The sequence below is a fragment of the Cryobacterium sp. Y62 genome, assembly GCF_002929785.1.
Taxonomy (GTDB): Bacteria; Actinomycetota; Actinomycetes; order Actinomycetales; family Microbacteriaceae; genus Cryobacterium.
On sequence record NZ_PJJK01000074.1, the window covers coordinates 1 to 24,594 of the forward strand.

At 64.4% G+C, this 24,594-nt stretch carries 22 protein-coding genes and 3 pseudogenes; 12 read left to right on the forward strand and 13 right to left on the reverse strand.

Annotated features, from left to right (window positions below):
• Positions 1 to 487: 487 nt before the first annotated feature.
• From CXY71_RS21375 to dut, 8 genes and pseudogenes are all read right to left on the reverse strand, one after another.
• Positions 488 to 871: a hypothetical protein gene (locus CXY71_RS21375; protein ID WP_199184181.1), complete on the reverse strand. Its 384-nt coding sequence runs from the start codon at positions 869 to 871 to the stop codon at positions 488 to 490.
• 152 nt (positions 872 to 1,023) lie between these two features.
• Positions 1,024 to 1,182: pseudogene (locus CXY71_RS02540) on the reverse strand (hypothetical protein); the annotation flags it as partial.
• A gap of 2 nt (positions 1,183 to 1,184) precedes the next feature.
• A pseudogene (locus CXY71_RS02545) lies at positions 1,185 to 1,339 on the reverse strand (ISAzo13 family transposase); the annotation flags it as partial.
• 55 nt (positions 1,340 to 1,394) lie between these two features.
• Positions 1,395 to 3,344, reverse strand: a complete 1,950-nt coding sequence (gene dxs / locus CXY71_RS02550) for a 1-deoxy-D-xylulose-5-phosphate synthase (protein WP_104134135.1) — start codon at positions 3,342 to 3,344, stop codon at positions 1,395 to 1,397.
• 136 nt (positions 3,345 to 3,480) lie between these two features.
• Positions 3,481 to 6,327 (reverse strand): aconitate hydratase, encoded by a 2,847-nt coding sequence (locus CXY71_RS02555; protein ID WP_104134136.1) that lies wholly within the window; start codon positions 6,325 to 6,327, stop codon positions 3,481 to 3,483.
• Between the two features lie 211 nt (positions 6,328 to 6,538).
• Entirely contained in the window at positions 6,539 to 7,381 is an 843-nt protein-coding gene (locus tag CXY71_RS02560; RefSeq protein WP_104134137.1) for a DUF3159 domain-containing protein, read from the reverse strand.
• Between the two features lie 6 nt (positions 7,382 to 7,387).
• Positions 7,388 to 8,017: a DUF3710 domain-containing protein gene (locus CXY71_RS02565; protein ID WP_104134138.1), complete on the reverse strand. Its 630-nt coding sequence runs from the start codon at positions 8,015 to 8,017 to the stop codon at positions 7,388 to 7,390.
• Entirely contained in the window at positions 8,014 to 8,511 is a 498-nt protein-coding gene (dut, locus tag CXY71_RS02570) for a dUTP diphosphatase (RefSeq protein ID WP_104134139.1), read from the reverse strand. Before dut ends, CXY71_RS02565 begins: the two co-directional genes overlap by 4 nt.
• Before the next feature lie 38 nt (positions 8,512 to 8,549).
• On the opposite strand from dut, the gene CXY71_RS02575 reads away from it, so the two are divergent.
• The gene (locus tag CXY71_RS02575) at positions 8,550 to 9,005 is read left to right on the forward strand and encodes a DUF3093 domain-containing protein (RefSeq protein WP_104134140.1); all 456 of its coding nucleotides are present in this window, start codon (positions 8,550 to 8,552) and stop codon (positions 9,003 to 9,005) included.
• Between the two features lie 2 nt (positions 9,006 to 9,007).
• Here the strand turns inward: CXY71_RS02575 and CXY71_RS02580 are convergent, their stop codons facing one another.
• Positions 9,008 to 9,301 (reverse strand): DUF4193 domain-containing protein, encoded by a 294-nt coding sequence (locus CXY71_RS02580; protein WP_092112645.1) that lies wholly within the window; start codon positions 9,299 to 9,301, stop codon positions 9,008 to 9,010.
• Positions 9,302 to 9,500: 199 nt separating this feature from the next.
• On the opposite strand from CXY71_RS02580, the gene sepH reads away from it, so the two are divergent.
• The 3 genes and pseudogenes from sepH (at position 9,501) to CXY71_RS02590 (ending at position 12,047) form a co-directional block, all read left to right on the forward strand.
• Positions 9,501 to 10,634, forward strand: a complete 1,134-nt coding sequence (gene sepH / locus CXY71_RS02585) for a septation protein SepH (protein WP_104134141.1) — start codon at positions 9,501 to 9,503, stop codon at positions 10,632 to 10,634.
• Between the two features lie 36 nt (positions 10,635 to 10,670).
• Positions 10,671 to 10,787, forward strand: a pseudogene (locus tag CXY71_RS22540) (tripartite tricarboxylate transporter substrate binding protein); the annotation flags it as partial.
• 216 nt (positions 10,788 to 11,003) lie between these two features.
• Complete coding sequence (locus tag CXY71_RS02590) at positions 11,004 to 12,047, forward strand: aromatic acid exporter family protein (protein ID WP_104134142.1); 1,044 nt, start codon at positions 11,004 to 11,006, stop codon at positions 12,045 to 12,047.
• A 204-nt stretch (positions 12,048 to 12,251) separates the two neighbouring features.
• On the opposite strand, the gene CXY71_RS02595 is transcribed toward CXY71_RS02590, so the two are convergent.
• The 3 genes from CXY71_RS02595 to CXY71_RS02605 all read right to left on the reverse strand — a co-directional run bounded on the left by CXY71_RS02595 (position 12,252) and on the right by CXY71_RS02605 (position 15,629).
• Entirely contained in the window at positions 12,252 to 12,980 is a 729-nt protein-coding gene (locus tag CXY71_RS02595; RefSeq protein WP_104134143.1) for an amino acid ABC transporter ATP-binding protein, read from the reverse strand.
• Entirely contained in the window at positions 12,977 to 14,440 is a 1,464-nt protein-coding gene (locus tag CXY71_RS02600) for an amino acid ABC transporter substrate-binding protein/permease (RefSeq protein ID WP_368665848.1), read from the reverse strand. Before CXY71_RS02600 ends, CXY71_RS02595 begins: the two co-directional genes overlap by 4 nt.
• A 154-nt stretch (positions 14,441 to 14,594) precedes the next feature.
• On the reverse strand, positions 14,595 to 15,629 hold the full coding sequence (locus tag CXY71_RS02605) for a nitronate monooxygenase family protein (protein ID WP_104134145.1): 1,035 nt from the start codon (positions 15,627 to 15,629) through the stop codon (positions 14,595 to 14,597).
• Between the two features lie 587 nt (positions 15,630 to 16,216).
• Here CXY71_RS02605 and CXY71_RS02610 point away from each other — a divergent pair.
• Positions 16,217 to 16,507 carry a DUF4287 domain-containing protein gene (locus CXY71_RS02610; RefSeq protein ID WP_104134146.1) on the forward strand — a complete coding sequence of 97 codons (291 nt, stop codon included), beginning with the start codon at positions 16,217 to 16,219 and terminating at the stop codon, positions 16,505 to 16,507.
• A 101-nt stretch (positions 16,508 to 16,608) separates the two neighbouring features.
• Positions 16,609 to 17,046 carry a hypothetical protein gene (locus tag CXY71_RS02615; protein ID WP_146072723.1) on the forward strand — a complete coding sequence of 146 codons (438 nt, stop codon included), beginning with the start codon at positions 16,609 to 16,611 and terminating at the stop codon, positions 17,044 to 17,046.
• Between the two features lie 219 nt (positions 17,047 to 17,265).
• Here the strand turns inward: CXY71_RS02615 and CXY71_RS02620 are convergent, their stop codons facing one another.
• Entirely contained in the window at positions 17,266 to 17,826 is a 561-nt protein-coding gene (locus CXY71_RS02620; RefSeq protein WP_104134148.1) for a YceI family protein, read from the reverse strand.
• Between the two features lie 194 nt (positions 17,827 to 18,020).
• Between CXY71_RS02620 and CXY71_RS02625 the strand changes: the two genes are divergently transcribed.
• The 6 genes from CXY71_RS02625 to CXY71_RS02650 all read left to right on the forward strand — a co-directional run bounded on the left by CXY71_RS02625 (position 18,021) and on the right by CXY71_RS02650 (position 24,530).
• A complete protein-coding gene (locus tag CXY71_RS02625) occupies positions 18,021 to 18,839 on the forward strand; it encodes an oxygenase MpaB family protein (RefSeq protein WP_233204347.1) in 819 nt (272 codons plus the stop codon).
• Positions 18,840 to 18,846: 7 nt separating this feature from the next.
• Complete coding sequence (locus CXY71_RS02630; RefSeq protein ID WP_104134150.1) at positions 18,847 to 19,335, forward strand: Lrp/AsnC family transcriptional regulator; 489 nt, start codon at positions 18,847 to 18,849, stop codon at positions 19,333 to 19,335.
• Positions 19,336 to 19,445: 110 nt separating this feature from the next.
• On the forward strand, positions 19,446 to 20,588 hold the full coding sequence (pdhA, locus tag CXY71_RS02635) for a pyruvate dehydrogenase (acetyl-transferring) E1 component subunit alpha (protein WP_104134151.1): 1,143 nt from the start codon (positions 19,446 to 19,448) through the stop codon (positions 20,586 to 20,588).
• On the forward strand, positions 20,585 to 21,604 hold the full coding sequence (locus tag CXY71_RS02640; protein ID WP_104134152.1) for an alpha-ketoacid dehydrogenase subunit beta: 1,020 nt from the start codon (positions 20,585 to 20,587) through the stop codon (positions 21,602 to 21,604). The genes pdhA and CXY71_RS02640 overlap by 4 nt, the downstream gene beginning before the upstream one ends.
• Entirely contained in the window at positions 21,604 to 23,091 is a 1,488-nt protein-coding gene (locus CXY71_RS02645) for a dihydrolipoamide acetyltransferase family protein (protein ID WP_104134154.1), read from the forward strand. The genes CXY71_RS02640 and CXY71_RS02645 overlap by 1 nt, the downstream gene beginning before the upstream one ends.
• 332 nt (positions 23,092 to 23,423) lie before the next feature.
• The gene (locus CXY71_RS02650; RefSeq protein WP_104134153.1) at positions 23,424 to 24,530 is read left to right on the forward strand and encodes a DUF2079 domain-containing protein; all 1,107 of its coding nucleotides are present in this window, start codon (positions 23,424 to 23,426) and stop codon (positions 24,528 to 24,530) included.
• The last annotated feature ends 64 nt before the right edge of the window (positions 24,531 to 24,594 follow it).

Consider the following 24,594-nt stretch of genomic DNA (forward strand, 5'->3'; position numbering starts at 1 on the left):
CACCCACGCCCGAAAATCAGAAAACCCGCCAAACCGAAATCAAGATTCCTTCAAAGGTCGACCGGTGGATTCAGGCTAAGTGACATCGCAGGTGCTCGGACCACCGACTCGCGCAAGCGGCTCACGGCATACGGTCGCAATATTGCGGCGCTGCCCCTCGACTTGTGCTTGGCCCGGATGGTCCTGGAGGCCGGAGGCAATGGCGCGCTTCGCGAGGTACTCATCATGACGCGGCGGCAGAAACGGTGAGCAGCAAGAGCAGAGCCAGGGCGGCGACCCCTGCGATAGGGGATACCTTCGGGCGGGCTGTGCCAACGGAGGCTGCCGGTCTGTCCGGTTCTTCCACTGTGCTGAGGTTGGGCCCTGTTGGGGCTGGGTGGTCAGGTAGTTGCTGGGCTTGGTGGACCGCAGGCCGCGTTGAAGAGCCCTTCCCAGCTGTCCTGCCAGGGCCAAGTGAGGCAGGTGGAAGACCGGCCTCCTGGCGGACCTAGCGAGGCGGCCCGGGGCCGCGATCATCCACCGCACGTCGTCCGGCGTACAGTCCGGTGACGTCACCGTGCACGGTGACGCCGGTCGGGAGCGAGGGCAGACCAAGCAGCCGCTCGATCCCACTCCGCGGGCAAGAGTGGATGTTCAACCGGTCCGGCTGCACTACTGAGTTAGAGAGGTCCGTCAGTTCCAGGTGAACCCCGTCCGGGTCACTGAAGAAGAGCATCGCGATACCGAAACCGTCGAGGTCCGTGACCCGGCCGTGCTTGGTTCCCGCTCCGAGTCGCAACAGCGAGGGGGCGGGCAGGCGCCCGGCGCCGCCCAGCCCAGGGCTCTTGATCTCATAGAGGTGAATCCGGCAAGTGGGTTTTCCGTTATACATGTTATCCATTTCACGGCCCGAGGAGGGCGGCCCCCTACTGCTCGGGGTCGGTGGCCGCCAGCACCACAACGGGTGTGGCAGCGGCACCGCGCGCGGGCGCTTAGGGCCCGTAAATCAAAGACACGCGTAACTCGGCATCTCACGTGCTGAGATCACCTTTGTTGGGCGAACTTTCCTGGGCTCACGCTGTAGTTCCACTCGCCATGGAAGTCGTGCCTGGTCAGGTGCTGGGTTTCCAGATCTGCCATTTCGCGGTCAGTGATCTTGATGCCTTTGGGGTAGATGCTCCCGTCGAGCTCGGCAGTGACGGTCTCACGCCAGCCGCCCGGGCCACCGCCGCGACCCCGCCATGACCAGCACGCGAGCCTCAGCCCCCATCAGCAACCGTCGCTGACGCTCATCAAGATGCGGGAACAACGCGGCGAACTTGACTGCCAGCGACTCTTCGACCTCCACGGGAACCGACACAGCACTGCCATGGCACCCCAAACGGCATGCGTCTAGGTTATTTACTTACGAGCCCTTAGTCGCGGCGGGTTACCTGGATAGCGCCGGTGTCGGTATGGTCGGCGGGCAAGGGGCGGGCGTTCGGAATCTTACTGCCGAGCACCATAGCGACCACGTCGCGGGCGATCGCCTGCGGGGTGAGGCCGACGCGCTCCAGGATCTGGGCGCGGGTGCCGTGGTCGAGGAACTGGTCGGGCAGGCCGAGTTCGGTCACCGCGGTGTCCACACCGGCTTCCCGCAGATCCTGCCGGATACGGGTACCGATTCCGCCGACCCGAATGCCGTCTTCGATCGTGACCACGATGCGGTGGGCGGCGGCGAGGGTGATGATGCTGCGCGGCACCGGCGCGACCCAGCGCGGATCGACGACCGTCGCTCCAATGCCCTGCGCGGCGAGCCGGTCAGCCACGTCGAGTCCGATCGCGGCCATGGGACCAACCGTGACAATCAGCACATCCTGTTGGGTCGCTTCCTGCAGCACGTCGACGCCATCGTCGAGGCGGCGGATGGCCTCGAGCTCCAGGCCGACGGTGCCCTTGGGATAGCGCAAGACCGTGGGGCCGTCCTCGACGGCGACGGCCTCAGCCAGTTCTTCGCGCAGGCGCACGGAGTCCCGCGGCGCGGCCAGACGAATGTTGGGGACGACCTGCAGAATGGCAAGGTCCCACATACCGTGATGGCTTGGGCCATCCGGACCGGTGACGCCGGCGCGGTCGAGCACGAAGGTGACGCCGGCTTTGTGCAGGGCCACATCCATCAGCACCTGGTCGAAAGCCCGGTTGATGAAGGTGGCATAGAGGGCCACAACCGGGTGCAGGCCGCCGAAGGCCAGCCCGGCGGCGCTCGTCACGGCGTGCTGTTCGGCGATGCCCACGTCGTGCACGCGAGCCGGAAAACGTTCGGCCATCTTGTGCAGCCCGGTCGGGCGCAGCATGGCGGCGGTGATACCGACGATCCGCTCGTTCTCGGTGGCCAGTCGCAACAATTCGTCGGCAAAGACCGAGGTCCAGGATGCCGCGCCCGGCCCTTCGATGGATTCGCCGGTTTCCGGGTCGATCTGCCCGACCGCGTGGAACTGGTCGGCCGTGTCTTGCACGGCCGGGTCGTAGCCCTTGCCTTTCTGGGTGATGGCGTGCACAATGACCGGCGCGCCGTAGCCCTTGGCTTGAGTGAGGGCCTCCTCCATAGCGTGCACGTCGTGCCCGTCAATGGGACCGATGTACTTGATGTCGAGGTTGGAGTAGAGCGCTTCGTTGTTGGTGACCTTGCTGAGGAACCCGTGCAGGCCGCCGCGTACCCCGCGATACATTGCCCGACCGGGTGCGCCGAGTTTGTCGAACACCTTCTGACTGGTCAGGTAGGCATCGCGGTAGGCCGCGCGGGTGCGCACCGTGTTCAGGAAGCGCGCCATACCGCCGATCGTCGGCGCGTAGGATCGGCCGTTGTCGTTGACCACGATGATGAGTCGACGCGTGTTGTCGTCGCTGATGTTATTGAGGGCTTCCCAGGTCATGCCGCCGGTCAGCGCGCCGTCGCCCACGACGGCGACCACGTGCCGGTCGGTCTGGCCAGTCATCTCGAAGGCTCGGGAGATACCGTCGGCCCAGGACAGTGAGCTGGAGGCGTGCGAGCTTTCGACGATGTCGTGCTCCGACTCTGAACGTTGCGGATAGCCGGCGAGACCGTCGAACGAACGCAGCTTGCTGAAGTCCTGACGGCCGGTGAGGAGCTTGTGCACGTAGGACTGGTGGCCGGTATCGAAGACGATCGCGTCGGTCGGTGAATGGAACACCCGGTGGATGGCGATGGTTAGTTCGACGACGCCGAGGTTCGGCCCGAGGTGTCCGCCGGTCTTCGAAACCTCGCGCACCAGAAACCGTCGAATATCGGCGGCTAGCTGTGGCAGCTGCTCTTTCGAAAGACCATCGAGGTCCCGCGGACCGTGAATCCTCTCCAGAAGGATCATCCGTCATACCTTTCATGCTGCTATACAAAACAGTGCTATACGGATCAAGCCAAACCGGCGCGCAGACCCGAGTGAATCGAGTCTACGCGCCGGTGTCGTGCTGGTAGAGCGAGGTGCTGGCAGCGCCCTGGTTCGCTCAGACGAGCGAACGCAGTACGTACTGCAGGATGCCGCCGTTGCGGTAGTACTCGGCTTCACCCGGGGTGTCGATGCGCACGATAGCGTCAAACTCGATCGGTGCCTTGCCGGCGGCCGAGAATTCACTCGGAACGCAGGTCACGCGCACGGTCTTCGGCGTGGTGCCGTTGTTCAGCGCGGTGATGCCGGAGATCGAGACGATCTCGGTGCCATCGAGACCGAGCGAGTCGGCAGTTTCGCCGATCGGAAACTGCAGGGGCACAACGCCCATGCCGATGAGGTTCGAGCGGTGGATGCGCTCGAAGCTCTCAACGATGACAGCCTTGATCCCGAGAAGACTCGTGCCCTTGGCTGCCCAGTCCCGGCTGGAACCCGAACCGTACTCCTTGCCTCCGAAGATGACGAGCGGGGTACCGGCCGCCTGGTAGTTCTGGCTGGCATCGTAGATATCAGCCTGCGGGCCGCTCGCGACGGTGAAGTCGCGGGTGAAGCCACCCTCGACGTTGTCGAGGAGCTGGTTGCGCAGACGGATGTTCGCGAAGGTTCCCCGAATCATGACCTCGTGGTTGCCACGGCGCGAGCCGTAGGAGTTGTAGTCTCCACGGGCGATGCCGTGCTCGGCCAGATAGCGGCCGGCGGGGCCATCCGCTTTGATCGAACCGGCAGGGCTGATGTGGTCGGTGGTGACCGAGTCGCCGAGCTTGGCGAGCACGCGAGCACCACTGATGTCGACGACCGGGCTGGTCTCGAGCGTCATACCGTCGAAGTACGGGGGCTTGCGCACGTAGGTACTCTCGGCATCCCAGGCGAAGGTATCGCCGATGGGGGTGTGCAGGGACTTCCAGCGGTCGTCACCCTCGAAGACACCGGCGTACTGCGTCTCGAACATGTTGGAGTCGATCGACTCGTCGATGGTCTTCTGCACCTCGTCGGCGTCGGGCCAGATGTCCTTGAGGAACACGTCGTTGCCCTCGGTGTCCCTGCCGAGCGAATCGGTGTCGAAGTCGAAGTTCATCGTGCCGGCGAGGGCATAAGCGATGACCAGCGGCGGGCTCGCGAGGTAGTTCATCTTCACGTCGGGGTTGATGCGTCCCTCGAAGTTGCGGTTGCCGGAGAGCACTGCGGTGACGGCGAGGTCGTTGTCCTGCACGGCCGAGGAGATTTCGTCTTCGAGCGGGCCGGAGTTACCGATGCAGGTGGTGCAGCCGTAGCCGACGAGGTAGAAGCCGAGGTCTTCGAGGTACCCGTTGAGACCGGCCTTCGCGTAGTACTCGGTGACGACCTTGGAGCCGGGTGCGAGAGTGGTCTTGACCCACGGCTTGCTCTTGAGTCCCTTGAGGCTCGCGTTGCGGGCCAGCAGACCGGCCGCGAGCATGACGCTCGGGTTGGACGTGTTGGTGCACGAGGTGATGGCCGCGATGGCTACCGAACCGTTGTCGATCGTGAACTCGCGACCGTCCGAAAGTTTCACGTCGGTAGGCTGCGGGTGCGACTTCGTCGGGTGGCTGGTGTGGCGCACCAGACTGCTCTGATAGGCGTGCTCGTGCGCGGTTTCTTCATCCTGCGAGGTGAGGCCGAGCGGGTCAGAGGCGGGGAACGTACCCTCTATTGCAGCATCCACCAGGGAGACGGGGGCGTTGGTGTAGTTATCTAGGTCGCGCTCGAACTGCGACTTCGACTCGGAGAGGATGATGCGGTCCTGCGGGCGCTTCGGTCCGGCGATGGAGGGAACGACCGTGGAGAGGTCCAGCTCGAGATACTCGCTGAAGTTGGGGACCTTGTCAGGGTTGTGCCAGAGGCCCTGCAGCTTCGAGTAGGCCTCGACCAGGGCGACCTGCTCTTCACTGCGACCGGTGAGGCGCAGGTAGCCGAGGGTGACATCGTCGATCGGGAACATGGCAGCCGTCGAACCGAACTCGGGGCTCATGTTACCGATGGTCGCGCGGTTGGCGAGCGGCACGGAGGCGACACCGGCACCATAGAATTCGACGAATTTGCCGACCACGCCGTGCTTGCGAAGCATCTGCGTGATGGTGAGCACGACATCCGTTGCGGTGACGCCGGCCGGGATGATGCCGGAGAGTTTGAAGCCGACAACCTTGGGAATGAGCATGGAGACCGACTGGCCGAGCATGGCCGCTTCGGCTTCGATTCCGCCGACGCCCCAGCCGAGCACGCCGAGCCCGTTGACCATGGTGGTGTGCGAGTCGGTGCCGACGCAGGTGTCTGGATACGCCTGCAGAACGCCGTTGACCTCTCGCGTCATGGTGACGCGGGCGAGGTACTCGATGTTGACCTGGTGCACGATTCCGGTTCCCGGAGGAACGACCTTGAAGTCGTCGAACGCGGTCTGGCCCCAGCGGAGGAACTGGTAGCGCTCACCGTTGCGCTCGTATTCGATCTCGACGTTGCGCTCGAACGAGTCGGTCGTGCCGAACAGGTCGGCGACAACGGAGTGGTCGATGACCATTTCGGTCGGGGCGAGCGGGTTGATCTTTTTTGCATCGCCGCCGAGGTCGACGAGGGTTTCACGCATGGTGGCGAGGTCGACGATGCAGGGAACGCCGGTGAAGTCTTGCATGACGACGCGAGCCGGCGTGTACTGGATCTCGGTGTCGGGTTCCGCGGTGGGAACCCACGAGCCGAGGGCACGAATATGCTCGGCGGTGATGTTGGCTCCATCTTCGGTGCGGAGGAGGTTCTCCAGCAGCACCTTCAGGCTGTATGGCAATTTGTCGTAACCGTCGACCGCGTCCAGACGAAAGACTTCATAGTCTGTCGAACCAACGCGCAGGGTGTCTTTGGCTCCGAAGCTATTTACCGCGGTACTTTTTGAATCCGACACAGTGCCCTCTCCGTTGTAGGAGCCGACGGGAAACCGGCGGCAATCCTCAATTCTTGTGACAGGCACAACCTCGTGCCAGCAAGGCAAGCCTTACCAGCGGATGCCGGGAGCTGCCTTTTTCCATCGAGTTGCTCCGACGAGTGCTCGTCGGTCAACTATCTTGACGTCAAGATAACTCTAGCAGTGCACCCATGCCGGCTGAGGTCGATTCTCAGACCGCGTCGGCGGCATCCGCTTTGCGATAAACGGAACGCACCATGAGCCAGGACACGACGAGCAGCGGTGCGTAGAGCGGAATGCCCATGAGCAGCTTCATCGAGGCGAGCAGTTCGACGTTATTGGCGAGGTAGAGCGGCAGCTGCACAGCGAGGCGGGCAAGAAACAGGCCGGTCCAGCACAGAGTGAGAATGGTCAGCACGCGGCGCTTGCTGGCGTCGAGGCGCCAGGCGACGCCGTCACCCATAAGAAACCCGACGGCGACGCCGATCAGCGGCCAGCGCACGAGCACGGAGACGAGCAGGACGGCGCCGTAGCCGGCGTTGGTCCACAGGCCGACCAGGAAAAAATCGGAGGGCTTGCCGGAGAACAGTGCCAGCGCGACGCTGATCGCGGTGCCGACCAGTCCCCCGAGCGCCGGCGTCGTCGTCTGCCTGGTGATCGCGCGCAGGGCGACGAAGATCACGCCGATGACCAGCGGAGCGACGAGTGAGGGAAGCAGTGTGCCGATCGGGTCACTCGTCACATCTGTCGACGGGTCGATGGTCAGTGTATAGGTGACCAGAAAGACCAAGCCGGGCAATACAGCCTCGATCAGTCCGCGGATGCCGCCCATCGCCTTTAATAGGGCCTGGCCGCTGATCGGCTCCGCTTCGGTCGCCGCGCCGAATCCAGCTCGGCGGGCTGCCCCGGCCATCGACTCGGCGAACAAGGCTGACGCGGTCTGCGCCTGCTCCGGCGTCGGAGCGGGTGCCGGCGCCGCTTCTGGCGTCGGCACCGGATTGTGCGCTTCATCGCGCTGGCCCTGCTGGCCGTTCTGACCGGGGGTGTCGCTCATGGCTCGTTAGACCGTGGCGGTCTCGGTCGCGCCGGTGGGCGAGGCGGGCATGCGCAGCGGAATCAGATCACGCGGCGGCATCGGGGTTCCCCCGCGCACGACGACGAGACTGCGGAACAGATCTTCAATCTGGGCTGCGGCATTCGGATCGATGGCGCCCTCGCCCGCGATCACGCCACGGAGGAACCAGCGTGGGCCGTCGACGCCGATGAAACGGGCCAGGCGGGTGACACCGCCGGCTTCCTGACCGGCCGCAACCGGAATCTCGGCGACGAGTTCTGGGCCGAACGGGCCCTCGCGTGGTGTCGTGGTACCACCCTGCTTGCCTATCTGGTCGGCGATCTGATCGCGAATCTCATGCCACAAGCCGCTCGACCGCGGAGCGGCGAACGGCTGCACCTGCAGCGTCGACCCGGCGAAGTCGAGACCGATGGCAACGACGCGCTTGCTACCCTCTTCAATTTCGAGGCGCAGGTGCAGGCCTTCCCGCGGCAGAATCTTGATGCCGCCGAGGTCGACGTATGGCCGCACCGGGTTGGCTTCGGACTCGTCGAACGGGCCATCGCTCTCACGGTTCTCTGGTGCCGATTTGGCATGGGGTTGTGGGAAATCCCCGGGGGTCGTGATGTCAGTCACCGATTTTCTCCTGTCTGCGGGGCAGTATTGCTCGACATTGGCGCACCTTCTATTGGAGTAGCTTCTATGCCCGTTGAACCGAAGCCGCCCTCGCCGCGGTGGCTGCCGGGTAGTCGGTCCACAGCGATGAAGGTGGCCCGGGCAACGGGCATCACAATGAGTTGGGCGATGCGGTCGCCGATGTTGATCGTGAACGACTCGTTCTGGTCAGTATTGAGCAGGGCCACCTTGATTTCGCCGCGGTAGCCGGCATCCACTGTTCCCGGGGAATTCACGATGGTGATGCCGCGCTTGGAAGCCAGGCCGCTACGCGGAACGACAAAGGCGGCAAAACCATCTGGCAACGCGATCGACACGCCGGTGCCGACAAGTGCACGGTTACCGGGAGCGAGCACGACAGCCTCGGCCGAATGCAGATCAGCCCCGGCATCACCGGGATGTGCATAGTTCGGGAGGATGGATGTTTGGATCAGTACTTCGACGCTTTCTGCCACGTGTCGAGGGTAGTGCAGATATCTGATCGAATAGAGCCATGCCTGATTACCGCGAAAAACTCTGGCCTACTCCATGGGCCTTCATCGTCACCGCATTGGTGATACCGGCGAGCATCCTGGTGCTCGTCCCGATTTCCCTGCCGGCCGGCATCATCACGGCCGCCGTCCTCTATGGCGGCTGCGTACTGCTGCTCGTTCTGGCCTCGCCGGTCGTGCGGGTGCAGAACGGCGAGCTGATCGCCGGCCCGGCCACGATTTCTACCCACCTTTTGGGGGAAGCTGTCTTCTTCGCGAAGGTCGAAGCCACCCAGGAGCGCGGTCCCAGGCTGGATGCCCGGGCCTGGCTGCTCATTCGCGGCTGGATCGACCCGGTCGTGCGCGTACCCATCGTCGATCCGACCGATCCGGCGCCATACTGGATCATCTCCAGCCGGCACCCGGCAGAGTTGGCCGCCGCGATCAATGGATCACGAACGGCCAACATCGGCCAGTAGGTCTAGGAGTCGCACTCCAAGCAGACAGTGCCGAGCTTGGTCTCGTGGCCCATCTGCGAGCGGTGCTTCACGAGGAAACAATTCACGCAGGTGAATTCGTCAGCCTGCGCGGGCAGAACGACGACATCGAGATCCAGGTCGGACAAATCGGCGCCGGGTAGGTCGAACCCACCCGGGTTATCGGAGTCGTCAACATCAACACTGCCGGACATTTTATCTGGCACACGTTCCTTGAGGGCCTCGATCGACTCGGAGTCGTCTTCAGTCTTTCGGGGTGCGTCGTAATCGGTTGCCATGCCCATCCATTCCAGTTACGCCGATAAACGAAATCGGCGGGCATAGTTTCCAACAATCCGGACGGAATAGCAAACCGTCCGCCAACCTATTTATTCGGACACGGAAAACAACTTGCGGCACGCCCAGCGTATTCCCGCAAAATGACCCCAAGTCGTGGCAGTCTTGCAGCCAACGGTAATCGCGAGAGGGCTTGTCTTCATGCAGGAATTGAAGGTTATTGGGGTTGAGAACGGTGCGCTGCTCGCAGCGTCCGAAGATGGTGACCGATATCGCATCGCCATTGACGAGGTTCTTCAGTCCCGGCTTCGCCAAACCCAGACGGAGCGGAGCCTCGCGCCCAAACTCTCCCCCCGGGAAGTTCAGGCGCACATTCGCTCTGGCATGTCCGCCGAGGATGTCGCGGCGGTCACCGGCGCGTCCCTCGACTACGTGCGCCGCTTCGAAGGCCCGGTCGTAGCCGAACGGGAATACATCGTCTCGTCGGCGCTCAGCGTACCGGTGCACACTGCTATCGATCCGGATCCGGTCGATGAGAACGCAAACTTCGGCAGCGTCATTCGGGAGCGTCTCGCCTCGCTTGGCGCCACCGGCGAACGCTGGGCAAGCTGGAAAGAGCCCGGCGGCGGATGGATCGTCAAACTGTCGTTCACCGCAGACGAGATCGACCACGACGCCCGCTGGGGCTTCGAACCCAAGAAAAACTCACTCTCACCGGTGGGCAGCGAAGCCATCGCGCTCTCGCAGCAGGGCGAGCTCAAGGGTTCACTCATTCCCCGGCTGCGCGCGGTCGGCTCGGAGACGAGCGCCGCCGACGTCTCCCGCTTCGACAGCAACGCCTTCAACTTCAAGGAATCCCTGCCCGACGAGATTTTGAACGACACCAGCCCGAACCTCGAGGCTGTGCCCTTCTCCCGTTCACTTAGCCGGGATGATGCGGTGTCCAAAGCCGCGATCAAACGCGCTGCCGAGCCGGCATCGAACATGAGCGAAACCGCGGATCTTCTGGAATCGTTGCGTCGGCGCCGCGGCGAACGCGAGGCGGCTGGCAGCCGGGATGCCTCCGTGGCCCCGCCGATGGTATCCGCGTCGGTGCAGCCTGCGGCGGCGATGCGGCCCCGTCGGTCCTCGGCCACGGACAGCCCGGTTACCGACGAGTCCAGTGCGGCGCCGGCGACCACGCCGGAACCGACCGGCAACGCCTGGGCGAATCAGGCTGCCCGGGCGCAGGAGCGCACCAACCATGGGCGCACCACACCCAAGCGCGGTCGCGCATCGATGCCGAGCTGGGACGAAATCGTGTTCGGCGCTCGCACCGACGACGACCTGAGCTAGCTCGGACGACGGGCGACCCAGGCATAACGACGCTGCAAAGAAGCCGGCGCGATCTTCGTAGCCGCCGACTCCCCCTATGAGACGATCGAAGAGTTGGTGACCGTTTGGAAGGCCGACCCGGCCACCTTTGCCGTCGGCGGCGGTTCTTCCCCGGTGGCCCGGACCAACTGGCGCGGACTGCTGGCCGCTTCCGGGTCTGACGGATGCCGAAATCGCCCATTTGATCGACGCCGTCACCACGATGCACGACAGCAATGAGTGGTAGCAGCTCGCGACGCCGGGTTTCCCGGTGTCGCACTCGAGCGCCGGCCGCGGGAGCTGCGGGTGCGTCGGCATCCGCTTGATGAGCGGCCGGGTTAGCCTTGAGCGGTGAAACTAACATCGGCCCTGCGCATCTCCACCCGCCTCCCGGTGCTGCAGGTTGTGAAGATGGCTGTCGCCGTCGCCCTGGCCTGGATCGTGTCCCAGCTGCTGCTGCCGAACGAACTACCCATCTTCGCTGCGATCGCCGCCCTGCTCGTGGTGCAGCCGAGTGTCAATCAGACCCTCGGGCGCGCGATCGAACGCACCGCTGGCGTCATCGGCGGAGTCATCATCGCCTCCACGATCGGCTTCTTCCTCGGCCAGTCGAGCTGGGTCGTACTCGGCACGATCGTGGTCAGCATCCTTGTCGCCTGGGCCCTGCGACTATCGCCGGTCTCGGCGAGCCAGATTCCGATCAGCGCCATGCTCGTGCTCGCGCTCGGTGCGACGACGCCGGGGTACGCCCTCGATCGCATCTTTGAAACGTTCATCGGTGCGGGGATCGCGCTCATCATCAACGCCCTGATCGTTCCGCCGGTGCTGATTGCGCCGGCACGCGATGCGGTGGGGCTGCTCGCTCGCGAGGTGGCTGATACATTCGTGCGCATCGCCCAGGCGCTGCGCGCACCGCAGAGCCCGGTCGATCTGATGGAGCTGATGATCAAGGCTCGCCTGCTGCGCCCCATGCTGGTGAAGGCGGAGAAGGCTATCGCACAGGCGGAGGAGAGCCTCATGCTCAACCCACGCAAGGCCAAACTGCGTCTGGCGCTCGACGCGGACCATGAGATGATCGGGCGGCTGCCGACGCTTGTGACCCGTGCCATCGGCATGACCCGAGCCCTGCACGATCACTATGATGCGTCCCTGCAGTTCGAGCCGAGCGTTCAGGCTTTTTCCGAGGAGCTGGCCCGGGCTGCCCACGATCTGCGGTTGCTCGCTCGTACGGAGGGCGACTTCACGGTTGCGCCCGAACCGCCGGCACCCGAGGTGCTGGCTTTGACCGCGCCGCTGCGCATCGTCACGCCACACCCCGACCACTGGATTTTGATCGGCTCCCTCATGGAAGACTTGCGCCGGGTACGCGAGGAGATCGTCGGCGATCGGGCCTGAGCCGGTGCATCCGCTCCGATGACTGCGCAGGAGGGGATGGCCGCGGCCCGCAGTGCCGGCTGCGCCCGAAACGGGTACCCGCTACAACGGTTCGTTAGTTACCGTAGCGCTTGTCAATATCGGGCGCGCCCGCGACTTTACCGACAGAAAAACGGATGCCCCGCGCGAGTCTCGCGCGGGGCATCCGTTCTCAGGTCACACGGCTTAGAGCACCTTGGAGAGGAAATCCTGGGTGCGTTCATGCTGCGGGTTGCCGAACAGCTCGGCTGGAGTTCCTTCTTCGACGATGAGGCCATCAGCCATGAAAATGACCCGGTCGGCGACCTCCCGGGCGAAACCCATCTCGTGGGTGACGACGATCATGGTCATGCCCTCGGCGGCGAGGTCGCGGATGACCTGCAGCACCTCCCCGACCATTTCAGGGTCGAGGGCGCTCGTGGCCTCGTCGAACAGCATGATGTCGGGGTTCACCGCGAGCGACCGGGCGATCGCGACGCGCTGCTTCTGGCCGCCGGAGAGTTGCGCGGGGCGGGCATCCGCCTTGTCGGACAGACTCACCCGGTCGAGCAGTTTCAGGGCGGTGGCGCGGGCATCCGCCTTGGATTCCTTCTTCAACTCGGTCGGCGCGAGCATGATGTTCTGCAGCACCGTCATGTGCGGAAACAGGTTGAAGTGTTGAAACACCATGCCGATGTGCTGGCGCACCTCGTTCAGGTCGACCGTCTTGTCGCTGAGGTTGAATCCATCGACGATGACCGTGCCGGCGCTGAGCTCGTCGAGCTTGTTCAGACAGCGCAGAAAGGTGGACTTACCGGAACCCGAGGGGCCGATGACGCAGACAACCTCGCCCTCGGTGATCTCGACGTCGAGGCCCTTGAGGACCTCGTTGGATCCGAACGACTTGCGGAGGCCCGTGACACTGATCTTGCTCATTTGTTGAACCTCTTATCAAGCTTGTTGGAGAGCATGGTGAGCAGGTTGATGACGATGAAGTACAGCGCCGCGACGATCAGCAGCGTCTCACCGGTGCGAAAGTTCGCCGCGTAGATCTGCTGGCCCTGATAGGTGAGCTCGGCGAATCCGATCACAGCGAGCAGCGAGGTGTCCTTCAGGGTCATCACGAACTGGTTGATGAACGACGGCGTCATGATCTTCACGGCTTGAGGCAGTACGACGCGGCGCATGGTCGTGACGTAGCCGAGACCGAGGCTGCGACCGGCTTCGGTCTGGCCCGGATCGACCGACTGGATTCCGCCGCGCACGATCTCGGTCATGTAGGCACCGGCGTTCAGGCTCAGGGTGAGCACACCGGCGGTGAGTACATCGATCGACTGCCCGCTGAGCTGCGGCAGCCCGAAGTAGAAGAAGAAGGCCTGCACGAGCAGTGGAGTTCCGCGAAAAATACTGACGTAGACGCTTGCGATGCCGCGCAGAATGCGACTCTCGGAGACGGTGAAGAAGCCGAATAGCACACCGAGCACGAGGGCGATCAGAATGGACAGGCCGGTCGCGAGCAGGGTCAGCCCGAGCCCCTTCATGAGCGCCGGCATGCTGTCGCTGAGCAGACCAAAGAAACCGGACGCCGCGGCAGGCGCCGGCTGCTCCAGGTAGGTATCAAGAATGGTCTGGTAGTCGCCGTTGTCTTTCAGCTCGGCCAGACCGGTATTGAAGGCGGCGAGCAGTTCGGGGTTCTGCCCCTTGTTGACGGCGAAACCGTAGGAGCTGCCCTGTTCCTTCTCGGTGACCGATTTGAGCCCGTTGTTCTGGTTGATGCCGTAGGCGAGTACGGGATAGTCGTCGAACACCGCGACGGAGTTGCCGGCCTTGACGTCGTCATACATCGTGGCCGAGTCGGCGAGGGCCTTGACCGTGAAGTCGTACTCGTCCTTGATCGAGTTGGCGAAGGTTTCGCCCTCGCTGCCGCGCTTGGCGACGACGGTTTCGCCGGCCAGACCTGCGTATCCGGTGATCTCAGTGTTGTCCTCGGCGACGGCCATCTGCACACCGGAGTCGAAGTACGGGTCGGAGAAGTCGAAGATGAGCTCGCGCTCGTCGGTGATCGACATGCCGGCGATGACGCCGTCCACCTGATTGGACTGCAGCGCCTGCAGCGCCGCATCGAAGCCGAGTGACTTGATCTCGACCGTGAAGCCCTGGTTCGCGGCGATGTCGCGAACCAGGTCCATGTCGATGCCGGTGAGTTCACCGTCTTCGCGGTATTCGAACGGCGCGAAGGTGGTGTCGGTGCCGATGACGTAGTTTTCGCCGGTGACAGCGGCCTGCGATGGGTTTGCGGCCGCGGCGCTGACACCGAGGAATCCGCCCGCCAGGGCCAGCAGTGCCGTGACGGCGACTGTGAGCTTGCCCGCCCGGAACATAATGATTTTGCGCAAAAGAGAACCATTTCTTGTCGTGCGATCGGATCGGCCTGGCGGCTTTCGTGCCGATCGACGCTGATCTACCGGGGAGCGGATGCTGCACACCCTGTCGAAAGAGCCTACCTTGGGGTGCACGCCCACTGGTTCTGCGCCGCTACAGGGCGCCGCGCTACAGGGCGACGGCAGCGTGCGTATCGGCCCACAACCTTGCGAGCACGGTCGCAGCTGAGCCGGTGCTCGCTTCGCGAAACCCGGTGCCGGCCCAGAGTGCGAGGCCGTCTGGGTCACCGCGGCGGGCGGCATCCGCTCGCACGGTCTTGGTGAGGTGGTGCACCTGCGGATACTCCCGGGGCGCGGTAGCGTCGTGGGCGGTGGTGAAGGCGTTGCGCAAGGCCCGAGCCGGGCGACCGGAGAAGGCCCGCGTGATGACGGTTTCGGTGAATCGCGGATCGACGAGGGCGTCCTGGTGGGCCCGGTTCACGCCCGACTCGTCGGTGCGCAGCAGGGCAGTGCCGAGCTGCACAGCTTCGGCACCGGCGGCCAGTAACGAGGCGATCTGCCCGCCGGAGTGGATGCCGCCCGCTACGATCAGCGGCAGTGTTACCGCCTCGCGAATCGCGATCAACAGCTCCCCCAATGCCAGGGTGCCCGGTTCGTCCCGCGTGGCGAAGGTCCCCCGGTGCCCGCCGGCCTCCGGCCCCTGCACGCAGAGCGCGTCGACGCCGCGATCGACCGCCTCAAGGGCTTCGGGCACCGAGGTGACCGTGGCGATCAGGAACGAGCCGGCCGAGTGTATCCGCTCCACTGAGTCTCGTGGGGGCAGACCAAAGGTGAAAGACACCACCGGAACCTTGTGCGCGATGACGACGGCCACCTTGTCGGCGAACCAGTCGTCGTCGGTCTCGTCAATTTCACCGAATGTGGCCGCGGGGTTCTCGCGAGCGAGCATACCGCGGTAGGTCTCGACGGCGGCCCGGTCGGTCAGGGGCGCCTGCGGAACGAACAGGTTGACACCGAAGGGATTCTTCGTGCGCTGCTGCACGTCGACGATCTGCTCGGCCAAGGCCTGCGGCGTTTTGTAGCCGCCGGCGAGAAAGCCGAGGCCGCCGGCATCGCTCACGGCGACAGCGAGGTTAGGCGTTGAGGCGCCGCCGGCCATGGGGGCCGCGACGATGGCAATGTACAGGTCAGAAATGGAAAACACGAACGCTCCTTGTCGAAATGGAATGTTAATCTAGCCGCTGGAGTCACGCTCTAAGAGCGACTCTAGGCGGTGAACCCCACATCGGTACCTTGGCACAGATCAACAACTTGTACCCGTCTGCGCGTGGCCCCATGATCGAGTACTAAGAAGCTTTAGGCGTTGCGACGCTCTTCTTCAGCACGGTCAGGTAGCCGGTCTAGGCGGCTGTGCCCTTGACGGTCCTGCAGTGGTTCCGGTCCGCCGCTGCCGGAGTCCAGCTGCCGGGTACTGCGACGAGTTGCTGGCCGGCTCTGACCACTGCGTTGACGCTCGGCGTCGGGCCGATCAACTTGCCCGGCCGTACCGGTGCGGTCGCGGCGCTAGTCGTGCTGGTTGCGCCGTAACCTGCCTTCGTGCTGGTGATTGTGATCGTGCCGCCGAGGTGCGCTGTACTGAGGGCGTAGGCGCTCGTTGTCGCTGTAGCCCGACGCGGTTTCCAGATTCAGCGTGTGGGGTAAAAATCGTGCGCAGTCTATCACTAGACGGCGTTTCAAGCCCCAAGATGCAGCGGCTCGGCCGCTCCAGGCGCCGCTTATTTAGGAGGTCATATGTCCTTTCAGGCCTATCTCACGGCGATCGAAGACAAGTCCGGATTGACCCCGCGTGCACTCGTCGCGCTGGCGCACGAGCACGGATTCGACGACCCCGCGACAAAAGCCGGCGCCATCGTCGACTGGCTCAAAACCGACTATGGCCTCGGCCGCGGCCACGCGATGGCGCTCGTCTACGTGATCAAGAACGGCACGACGATCAGCGAGAAGCACGTCGGAACCGACGGGGTGCACCGTGACGAGTCCGTCGAGTTGTGGCTCGATGGCCAGGACACCCGCCCGGTCTGACTCGGGCGTGCAGGGCGACAGGGCCAGGCGATAATAAGGCCGAAGACGGTAACTCGCGCTCGCGTCTTCCGGCAAGCCCACGAGACAACAACTTCGGCCCCATGGACGACGCACACACCGCGCTTTGCACAGTGAGCCGCGGTGGAGCGGAACAGCTGGTTGCACGTTCGGTATCGATAGGGTGGAACGAGGAAGGGTGCGTGATCATGGGGTATTTCTACATCGCTGTCGGGCTGCTCATCGTGCTGATGAACGTACTCACCTATCGGGGAGTGCTCAATCCACGGTCGCTCAACGGCCTTCGGCGACGACAACCCGGCGACTCGGATGCCGCCTGGCGCGCTGGCCTGCGCGCGGCTGTTCCGTTCGGGCTCACGATCGCAGCCATTGCCATACTGATGGGCTCCCTCCTGCTCGTCATACCACAGCACACCACGCAGGGCGTGATCTTTGGGGGCAGCATTCTTCTGGTCATCGCCGCTCTGCTCGCGATCCGTCGCCTCGACCGCACGGTTAAACGTGTCAGGGTGAGCGAATGAGTGCAGCCGCCCCATCAACCCCGTGTGCTCGAGTGGGCCGCACGGCAGCTCGGGGCGTTCGCCCGGGTGAAAACCTGGGCTCCCAACTATCAAGATCTCGGCTGGACCGATCTCGATGCGTTGCGCTGCGCTGACGCCTGACCGCGTGGATGCTCGTCAGTTCGCATTAACGACTCAGGGCCCCACCGAAGTGAGGCCCTGCACCAGGAATGCTACGGGTTACGCGTTGAGCGCGGCCTGCAGTTCAAGGGTGATGGTGACCTTGTCGCCGAGCAGCATGCCGCCGGTTTCGAGGGCAGCGTTGTAGGTGAGGCCGAAGTCTTCACGGTTGACCTCGGTCTTGGCCGTGGCGCCGAACTTGTAGTTGCCGTAGGGATCTCCGCCGAAGCCGCCGAACTCGAATTCGAACGTGGCCGCCTTAGTAACGCCCTTGATGGTGATGTTGCCGTCGACGAGGTACTCACCCTTGACCACGCGCACACCGGTCGACGCGAAGTCGATGGTCGGGTACGTCTCAGCGTCGAAGAAGTCTCCGGTGCGAAGGTGACCGTCGCGGTTGGGCTCGTTGGTGTTGATCGAGACGACCTTGGCCGAGGCGGTGACGCTCGTCTGGAGCGGGTTCTCGCCGGTCACAAAGGTGGCGTCGAAGTCATCGAAGGTGCCCTTGACCTTGCTGATGACGATGTGACGAATGCTGAAGCTGACGGAGCTGTGGGTCTTGTCGATGATCCATGTTCCGGCCTTGTAGCCCGGGATGTCGGTGATCGTGGTCTCGCTCATAGAAATTCTCCTCAAGTATGTGGGCCCAGGAATTGTCGCCCTCGGATACATGCAAGCGCATAGAAGACGTTCATATTCCCCAGAAAACAAATATTCATCTCTTCCTGTTCGGGCGTTCAGACGGGACTTAAACTCAGGCCGACCGAATAGGCTCACCCTGTCACGAGGTTCTGCGTGTTTATTGGGAGGTCTCTGTGGGCACACACGCACCAAGCCTGCGTGGGGTGGCGGGTGAGAGCCTGCTGATCGCTGCTGGAGGCCGGGCCATCCTGCTGCAGCTGGCGAATCCGGCCATCGGACACGGTGTTGCCGACCACAGCCATTTCGCCGCCAAACCACTCGCCCGGCTGAACGGCACACTCAGCTACGTCTACGCCACCGTCTTCGGCGAGGCCGACCTGGCCGCAGCGATGGCCGCACGGGTCAATCACGCGCACGTTCCCGTGCACTCAGTCGGCACGACTCCCAAGTACAACGCCTTTACCCCCGAATTGCAGCTCTGGGTTGCTGCGACCCTGTATGAATCAGCCACCCACCTGCACGCGTTGATCTACGGCCCACTCGACGACGACACGGCCGATGCCGTCTATAGCGAATACGCCCGGCTCGGCACGTCGCTGCAGGTGCCGCCAGAACTGTGGCCGAAAGATCGCACCGCCTTTCGCCAGTATTGGAACGAGCAACTGCCGCTGCTGACAACGGATGCCGCCACCCGCGCGGTCGCGCACGAGCTGTTGCACTCGCGGTCGGCTCCGTTCTGGTATCGAGCCGCCCTCCCGCTGGCCCGGCTCATGACCGCCGGACTGCTACCGCCCCGCGTTCGTGTGCTGTTCGAACTCCCCTGGTCAAAGCGGCACGAACGGCGCTTTGATCGCGTGCTGGGCGGCATCCGCTTGATTTATCCCCGTCTGCCGCGCGCGCTGCGACACTGGCCCAAGAATCACTATCTTCGCGTGCTGCGCAAATCCGCTCTGCGCGAATCTCCGGTAGCTGCGCCCGCGCCGGTAGTGTGAGAGTTCAATGACGCAGCCCCAGACTCCCCACCCCGGACTCGACAGCACCGATCGCCAGATCATCGCCGAGCTCAGCCGGGACGGTCGACTCTCGATGCGCCAGCTGGCCCTGCAGGTGCACATCTCCCGCACCGCCGCCCACACCCGGGTGCAGAAGCTGATCAGCCACGGCGTAATCACCGGCTTCGGTGCCCAGACCGACCGTAAGGCCCTGGGGCTGAACGTGTCGGCGCTCGTCGTTGTGAAAATCGGTGATGTCGTCTGGGGCGCGATCGCCGCGCAGCTCGCCGAACTGCCTTTCGTCGAGAAGGCACAGGCTGTGAGTGGCGATATCGACATCATCCTCACGGTGAGCGCTCCCGACCATGAGCAGCTCAGCCAGGCCATTCTGCGCGATATCCACACTATGCCCGGGGTGATCTCGACCCGGTCCCACCTCATTCTCGACGAGATCACCGGGCACGCGCCCGGCGCGACTCCGGACGCCTGGCACTGATTCAGGACTCAACTATGCCGATTGGTCGCCGTCTCGCGCATGATCGGCCAATCGTTCACAACTGCGAAAAAGCGCAGCCAGACCTGTAAAAAAGGGCGCACCATTGGCTCATGAGCCTCAATGTCGAGAGCACGCCGCTGACGGCCGTGCTGGCACCCCCACCCCTGCGTTTGATCGATGATTCAGGGAACGCCGTCCCCGACAGCGAGAGCGGCGGATTCGTCCTTCCCCCGATCGAGACGCTGCTCGGCCTCTATCGGCAGATGGTCGTGGCCCGCCGGTTCGACGTGCAGGTCACCGCCCTCACTCGGCAAGGTCGCCTCGCCACCTACCCGTCCGCGCTCGGCCAAGAAGCCTGCGAGATCGCTGCCGTCGCCGCACTCGCCCCGCAGGACTGGCTGTTTCCGACCTACCGAGACAGCATCGCGCTGCTCACCCGCGGCGTCGAGCCGAAGGACATTCTCGCCTCCTTCCGCGGCGACTGGCACAGCGGTTACGACTACCAGCAGCACCGCATCGCCCCGCAGGCGACGCCGCTCGCCACCCAGGCGCTGCACGCCGTGGGCCTCGCAACCGCGGCCAAGCTCAAGCGCGACGACACCGTGGCGCTTACCCTGCTCGGCGACGGTGCCACGAGCGAGGGTGACGCCCACGAGGCGTTCAACTTTGCCGCGGTCTGGCAGGCGCCCGTCGTCTTCGTAGTACAGAACAACCAGTTCGCGATCAGCGTTCCCCTCGACAAACAGATGGCCTGCCGAACCATCGCCGACAAGGCGATCGGCTACGGCATGCCCGGCTTCTACGTCGACGGCAACGACGCCGCCGCAATGTACGCCGTCGTGTCGGCGGCGGTCGACCGAGCGCGCAACGGCGGCGGCCCGACCCTGATCGAAGGCCTCACCTACCGCATCGAGGCCCACACCAACTCGGATGACCCCACCCGCTATCGCAAAACCGCCGACGTCGACCTGTGGCGCAGCCGCGACCCGATCGAACGCCTGGAGAAGTACCTCATCGCCCAGGGGGCCTTGTCCAACGACGAGCGCGCCGATATTGCTGCCGCAGCCGAGACGCTCGCGGCGACGACCCGGGAGTGCATGACCGAGCAAGCGGTGGTCGATCCGCTCGAGCTGTTCGAGCACGTCTACGCCACTCCCCGCACCGCTCTGGCCGAGCAACGTGCCTTTCTGGCGGCCGAACTCGACGGCGACGCCGAAGCATCCGCTGGTGAAAACGAAAAGAGCACCCGATGAGCCCCCAGCAGACCCTCGAGACCGGTACCGGTGTGCGCGCGCCCGAAAACCTGACCCTGGCCGCCGCCCTGAACGCGGCCATTCGCGACGCCATGGTCGATGACCCAACGGTCGTGCTGTTCGGCGAGGACGTCGGCCCGCTCGGCGGCGTGTTTCGGGTGACCGACGGCCTGTACGCCGAGTTCGGCGAGACCCGAGTGAGCGACTCGCCGCTGGCCGAGGCCGGCATTGTGGGAACGGCGATCGGCATGGCCATGTACGGCCTGCGCCCGGTGGTGGAGATGCAGTTCGACGCGTTCAGCTACCCGGCGTTCCAGCAGATCGTGTCGCATGTAGCGAAGATGCGTAATCGTACGCGCGGTAAGGTTTCGCTGCCGATCGTCATTCGCATTCCCTACGCCGGTGATATCGGCGGCGTTGAGCATCACTCGGACTCCTCGGAGGCGTATTGGACGGCGACGCCGGGGCTGACCGTGGTGAGCCCGTCAAACCCGGCCGACGCCTACTCGATGCTGCGCGAGGCCATTGCGAGCGATGACCCGGTGATCTTCATGGAGCCGAAGAGTCGCTACTGGAGCAAGGCATCGCTGGCGCTGCCGGTGCAGACCGAGCCGCTGAACCGGGCCGTCGTGCTGCGGGAGGGCAGCGATGTCACGCTCATCGCCTACGGTCCGACTGTGAAGACCGCCCTCGCGACGGCCGAACAGGGTTTGGCTGAGGGGCTCTCCATTGAGGTCATCGACCTGCGCACGCTGTCGCCGTTTGATGACGAGACGGTCGGGGCCTCCGTTCGAAAGACCGGCCGGGCCGCGATTGTGCACGAGGCCGCCCAGTTCGGCGGTTACGGCGCCGAGGTGGCCGCTCGTTTGACCGAACGCAACTTCTTCTACCTGGCCGCGCCAATTTTGCGCATCACCGGCTTCGATATTCCGTACCCGTCGCCCAAACTCGAGGAGTATTTCTTGCCGACTCCCGACCGTATTCTCGCCGCACTGTCGACTTGGGAGTGGTCCTGATGAGCCGCGAGTTTCTGCTGCCCGACCTCGGTGAAGGACTGACCGAGGCCGAGATCGTGGCCTGGCTGGTCGCTCCCGGTGACACGATCGTCATCGACCAGGCCGTGGTCGAGGTTGAATCGGCCAAGTCGATCGTGGAGCTGCCGTCGCCCTACGGCGGCGTCGTGGCGAGCCTGTTCGGCGAGCCCGGCCAGGTCATTCACGCCGGGCAGGTGTTGCTGACGGTGGTCGATACTGCAGCGGATGCCGCAGCGGGCAAAGCAATGGGCGACGCGCCCGCTGGTTCGGCCGCTTCAGGTGGTTCAGCACGAGCACCCGTCGGCGTTCCGGCCGCTGCGGCCACCGTCGCCGCAGCCACCGAAGATTCCGGCGCCGTTCTCGTGGGCTACGGCACGACCGAGAGCACCAGGCCGGCCCGCCGCGTGGCCGCTGGCCGGTTCGGCCGCGCCGGCACGTCGAGCGTTGCTGCCCCCGCGGCAACGGATGCGCCGGCTCCGCCCGCACCGACGCCCGCAATCGCGGCCGAGCGACCGGCCGAGGCGGCATCCGTTTCGACGAGCGCCGTTTCGACGAGCGGCCTCGACTCGAACCACCGCTCCCCTGTCGTATCGCCGATCGTGCGCCGACTGGCGCGAGAGAACGGGTTTGACGCGAGCCTGCTGTCCGGCAACGGGCACGACGGTCTGGTGCTGCGCAGCGACGTCGAGGAACACATTCGCGCGCTAACGACGCCAGCGGTAACCGTCGTTGAGGCTGTGGCGACGCCGCCTCGCGCGGCACCTACCGACCACGAGACCGCGGATATCCGCATTCCGATCTCCGGACTGCGCAAGGTTGTCTCGCAGCGGCTGACCACGTCGCGGCGGGAGATTCCAGAGGCGACGATCTGGCTCGACGTCGACGCGACGGCTTTGTTTGCCGCGCGAGATCAGCTGCTCCAGACGACCGGAGAACGATTCAGCGTCACAGCGCTCATTGCGCGTTTCGTGGTGGCCGGTTTACGCCGGTATCCGGTGCTCAACTCCTCGGTCGATACTGCGAGTCAGGAGATTCTGCAGCACGGCGCGGTAAACCTCGGAATTGCGGCGCAGACCGCACGCGGACTGATGGTTCCCGTCATCCACGGGGCGCATGCGATGAGCACACGTCAACTGCGCGACGCCCTCGCCGCGCTCGTGGCGCAGTCGCCGGACGGCACCTTCGCGCCGAGCGCACTGACCGGCGGAACCTTCACGCTCAACAACTTCGGGTCGCTCGGTGTTGACGGTTCGGCCGCGATCATCAACCACCCGGAGGCGGCCATTCTCGGTATCGGGCGAATGATGGAACGGCCCTGGGTGGTCGATCACGAACTTGCGGTGCGTACTGTGGTGGAACTCTCGATGGTTTTCGACCATCGGGTCTGCGACGGCGGAACGGCCGCGGGTTTTCTCACCTATGTGTCCGGCTGCATCGAAAACCCGGTCACTCTGCTCGCCGACCTGTAAGAGCACCGGGATAAAGAGAACACCTTCGCAGAGGGATGCGAAGGTGTTTTCTGGGACACTCGCCGGTGTAGAGGGGCTGCGAGCGCACGATTGGGCCAGCGTGCGGTTGCGTGCGCTGAGGGTCGGGTTCGCGCCGCGCCCCTGAAACAGGGCCAAGGGCCCCGGACTGCGACAGAATCTCAGTCAAGCGGATGCTGCGGCGCGGGTGGCGCTGTCTGGACGCTCCGTCTGCTCCCTCGGTGCGCAGGGTACCGGTCGAGGCGACATGCTGGGCGACGCTGGGGCACGGTGACATGCTGCAGCGCTTAATGCCGGTGCGTTAGCGTGGTCGAATGAGGGGATTTCGCGTCGGAATGTTTCGGCCAGGCATGGGGCGGCCGACTTTACTCCCGGTCGCCGTCGGGCTCATGACGACCACGCTGTACACCGTATTCTCGGCCCTACAGTGGCGCAGCTTCGCCGCTCCGTCCTGGGACCTGGGCATCTTCACCCAGCTGGCCGGGCAGTATGCCGCGCTCGAGGCACCGATTGTCACTATCAAGGGCGAGGGATTCAACCTGCTGGGTGACCACTTTCATCCACTCCTGATGTTGCTCGGCCCGATTTTTGCGATCTTTCCGCACGCCTTCACCCTGCTGGTGGTGCAGAACGCCCTGTTCGGCGTGGCCGCCGCTGCACTCACCTGTGGTGCAATCCGGCTGCTCGGACCCGCGACCGGCACGCTGTTCGGGCTGGCCTTCGGCCTCAGCTGGGGACTGCAGGGCGCGGTGGAGGCGCAGTTTCACGAGATCGCGTTCGCCGTTCCGCTGCTGGCCCTGTCGCTGACCGCCTTTCTGCTGCGCAAGTGGATGGCGTGCCTGCTCTGGGCGATGCCGCTTGTGTTCGTCAAGGAGGACCTCGGCCTCACCGTTGCCGCCCTCGGCATCGTGCTGGCCGTGCGCAGCCGGCATCCGCTTGGAGTGTGGCTTGGCGTCTGGGGTATCGGCTGGTTCGCGCTCGCGAGCCTCGTGATACTGCCGCTGCTCAACCCGAATGGAGCCTGGGCCTATTCGAGTAGCATCGACCCACTGAGTATTCTGAATGATCCGGCCGCACTGCTGCAGCCGCAGAAGGGTGTGACCCTGCTTCTGCTGCTCGTCGCCGGCGGCGTGATTGCGGTGCGATCGCCGCTCGCGCTTGTGTTGCTGCCGACGCTGGCCTGGCGGTTTCTGTCCGATAATTCGGGCTACTGGGGTCCAACCTGGCAGTACAGCGCCGTGCTCATGCCGATCGTGTTCGCTGCCGCGCTCGATGGCATCGTGCTCGTGCGCGCCAGCCGTCGAGGCTGGCTGCGCGGTTACGGGCGGCGGGCGGCATTCGTTCCGATTGTTGCCGGTCTGGTGCTCGCGACGACGCTACCGCTATTCAAACTGACGAATATATCGGCTCTCCTGACGTAACCGTGGGTGGTTTCCGAGCGCCTTAACGAGTACACGCCGCTCTCCGTCTAGGTTTCTAACTGTC